4 protein-coding genes are annotated in these 3277 nt (G+C 40.3%); all 4 read left to right on the forward strand.

The genetic code is table 11. The features are described from left to right. The first annotated feature begins 196 nt into the window (after positions 1-196). The 4 genes from E5A76_RS17295 to E5A76_RS17310 all read left to right on the forward strand — a co-directional run bounded on the left by E5A76_RS17295 (position 197) and on the right by E5A76_RS17310 (position 3241). Positions 197-1240 carry an OmpA family protein gene (locus E5A76_RS17295; RefSeq protein WP_161119692.1) on the forward strand — a complete coding sequence of 348 codons (1044 nt, stop codon included), beginning with the start codon at positions 197-199 and terminating at the stop codon, positions 1238-1240. A gap of 116 nt (positions 1241-1356) precedes the next feature. Further along, entirely contained in the window at positions 1357-1785 is a 429-nt protein-coding gene (locus tag E5A76_RS17300) for a hotdog fold thioesterase (RefSeq protein WP_161119693.1), read from the forward strand. A 6-nt stretch (positions 1786-1791) separates the two neighbouring features. Further along, positions 1792-2028, forward strand: a complete 237-nt coding sequence (locus E5A76_RS17305) for a DUF3389 domain-containing protein (RefSeq protein WP_161119694.1) — start codon at positions 1792-1794, stop codon at positions 2026-2028. Positions 2029-2194: 166 nt separating this feature from the next. Beyond that, positions 2195-3241 (forward strand): outer membrane beta-barrel protein, encoded by a 1047-nt coding sequence (locus E5A76_RS17310; RefSeq protein WP_161119695.1) that lies wholly within the window; start codon positions 2195-2197, stop codon positions 3239-3241. Positions 3242-3277: the final 36 nt, after the last annotated feature.

The following is a 3277-nucleotide window of genomic DNA, read 5'->3' on the forward strand; positions in this document are numbered from 1 at the left end:
TTAAAATACAGCGAGTTAAATTTATTAAATGTTACAAAAAATATTTTAGTATAGCTTTTTGTGTTTTTCTTTGCTAAATTAAACTCTGTTTTTTTGAGGTGCACCGCAAAAGATAAATCTAGGTTTGTATTTGTGACGTTAAGCATCTAAAAAAGCACCTGTAGTGGCAACAATCATAAAATAAAGGATAAAAAACATGTCTAAAGCACGTTTTGCGATTTTACCTCTTGCACTTCTTATTTCTGGTGCAGTAAACGCAGCAACTGAAAACCCATTCTACGCTGGTGTTCGTGCTGGTGGCGTTCATTACGCTGATTTCGATACTAAAGATTACGCAAACGGTACTTACGGTAACGGTTCTGACGGTATCGACCGTGATGACTTCGCTGCAGGTATTTTCATGGGTTACAACGTAACTCCATGGTTTGCAATTGAAGGTGGTTACACTTGGTTAGGTGAAGTTACTGCTAAGTACGACGAACACCACGATCTAGGTAAAATTGAGCAACAAGCTATCGATCTAGTAGGTAAGTTCACTTACCAAGCTACTGATAAAGTAGATCTGTACACTAAAGTTGGTGGTGCATGGCAGTTCACTCGTGCTAAAGGTTTTGGCGCGACTGACCGTGATGACAGCCTAATTGCAACTGCAGGTCTAGGTGCTGAGTACCACTTCACTGATAACCTATCTGCACGTGCTGAATACCAGTACTACCACAACATGGAAACTAAGCCGACTGGTACAGATACTAAGATCAACTGGGATGCAAACTACTACGGCGTAAGCCTAGTTTACGGTTGGGGCGCTCCAGCACCAGTTGTTGCACCAGTAGTTGAAGAAGTTGTTGAAGCAACAACTGTTCAAGTTGAGCCAATCTCTGTAACAATGCCTTTCGCATTTGACAGCGACAAGCTAACTGCAGAAGACGAAGCACGCCTAGAGCCAATCGCTCAGCGTCTAGTTAACTTCCCTAACGCAGAACTAGTAGTTATCGGTCACACTGATAGCCGTGGTTCAGAAGCTTACAACCAGAAGCTATCTGAAGAGCGTGCTAAGACTGTAGCTCTATACCTAATGAAGCACTTCAACATCGACGCTAGCCGTGTTAAAGGCGAAGGCCGTGGTGAGCTAGATCCAGTAGCTTCTAACGATACTGCTGAAGGTCGTGCTCAAAACCGTCGTGTAGACGTAACTTCTCCTGGTTTCGAAATCGAATCAGAAGCAGCAGCTGCACAATAATTAACTCTTTCTGAGTTATAAAAAAAAGCGCCGAAAGGCGCTTTTTTTGTGTCTGTGAGAACAGTGGTAAACTGGCTGCTTAAATGAGATGCGTTGTTGAGAGATGAGAAACCAGTATGTCTATTTGGAAACGAGAATTTAGCCTCACGAGCTTAAATGCCACATCAAAACAGACCCTTATTGAACATTTAGGAATTTTGTACACCGCTTTTGATGATCATTCACTATCGGCAACGATGCCTGTTGATCATCGTACACATCAACCGCTTGGTATGCTTCATGGCGGGGCATCTGTCGTGCTAGCTGAAACCTTGGGTTCTTTGGCCGCTAATCTAGCTGTGGGTACTGATAAATATTGCGTCGGTTTAGATATTAACGCTAACCATATACGCGCAATAAGAGAGGGGACTGTAATAGGATGCGCAACACCAATACATATTGGTGCAACGACTCAAGTATGGCAAATCGAAATAAAAGATGAACGTCAGCGTTTAATTTGCACTAGTCGTTTAACCATGGCTGTAATGAGTAATAAAAAGAAGTAATCCGTAATGATAATAGAATTTGAACAAGGAAAGATAGTAGCGACACAGCATGAAGTTGTTGTACGTATTAATGGTAATGCAAGGATTAACCTTCAAGCACAAATAGACGAGCTTACTCTTATTGCTGGTGCAAATGTGGTAACGGCTGTTGGTAGTGGAATAAATTGGTCAGTGAAGTTAGATTCAAATGAACAATTACAATTACTAGCAGATGAAATAGGTATTGCGATTACTTGTTATTAGCTTTGTGAATGTAATTTTCATTTGCTATTGATTTTGGCTATTTCATTGTCACTTTATTGATAAATAAGCTAGTTGAATGATTAAATATAGAATATTATTCCTAATACAAATATTTATTGAAATGTAATATTTGTTCAATATTTAAACAATAATAAAGAAAATGAATATGTCTAAAAAATATATCGCACTATTACCGCTTGCGTTAATTATCTCTACAGCAGCTTCTGCTGCAACTATGAACCCATTTTATGCTGGTGTACGTGTTGGTGGTGCTCATTACTCTAATTTTCAACAAAACTACCAAGATGCAACAGGCATTAACTTAAACAAAGATGACGTTGCTGCTGGTTTGTTTGCTGGTTACAACATTACGCCTTGGTTTGCTGTTGAAACTGGTTATACATGGTTAGGCGAAGCTAAATTCCAACACAATAAAATTAAGCAACATGCTTTTGACTTAACAGGCAAAGCAACATGGCACTTGAATGATAAGTGGGGTGTATTTGGTAAGTTAGGTGGTAGCTATATGCTTACTGACTTCCATGGCTATGGTATTAAAGATATTGATGAGCACCTTGTTGGCACGGTAGGTGCCGGTGTGGAATATCAATTAACAGATCATTTATCTACTCGTCTTGAGTACCAGTTATATCATGATCTTAAGTCTAATCCGCGTTACACAAACCAAGAGTACAACTTCGATACTCAATTCTATGGCTTAAGCCTTGTGTACAATTGGGGAGCGGCGAAGCCTGCTGTTATTGAACCTGTTGTAAACACAGCGCCACCACAAGAAGCAAAAACTATCACAATTGAACCTGAGACAGTAAGCATTGCTTATGGTGTGAATGGAAATCATCTAACAGCGGAAGATCAACAGAAACTTCAGCCAATGATGCAGCGTTTAACTCGTTACCCAAGTGCGACAGTGGAAGTTACTGGCTATACATCAAATACAGGCTCTGCTGCCTATAACCAGAAATTATCTGAAAAGCGTGCAAAGAATGTCGCTCATTTACTTTCTCAGTATGTAGCAAACCCAAATCAGATCACAGCAAAGGGTATGGGTGAAGAAAATCCAGTGGCTTCTAACAATACTGCGGAAGGTCGTGCAGCTAACCGCCGTGTAGAGGTATATTCACCTGCGTTTAAACTAGCGACAGAAGATGCTGCAGAGCGTCCAGATTGCTGTGCGATGGAAAACAATCTATAACTAAATTTCTTATAATAAAAAGCGCCGATTAGGCGC

Origin of the sequence: Photobacterium lucens (assembly GCF_009873615.1) — a bacterium.
GTDB classification, from domain to species: Bacteria; Pseudomonadota; Gammaproteobacteria; order Enterobacterales; family Vibrionaceae; genus Photobacterium; species Photobacterium lucens.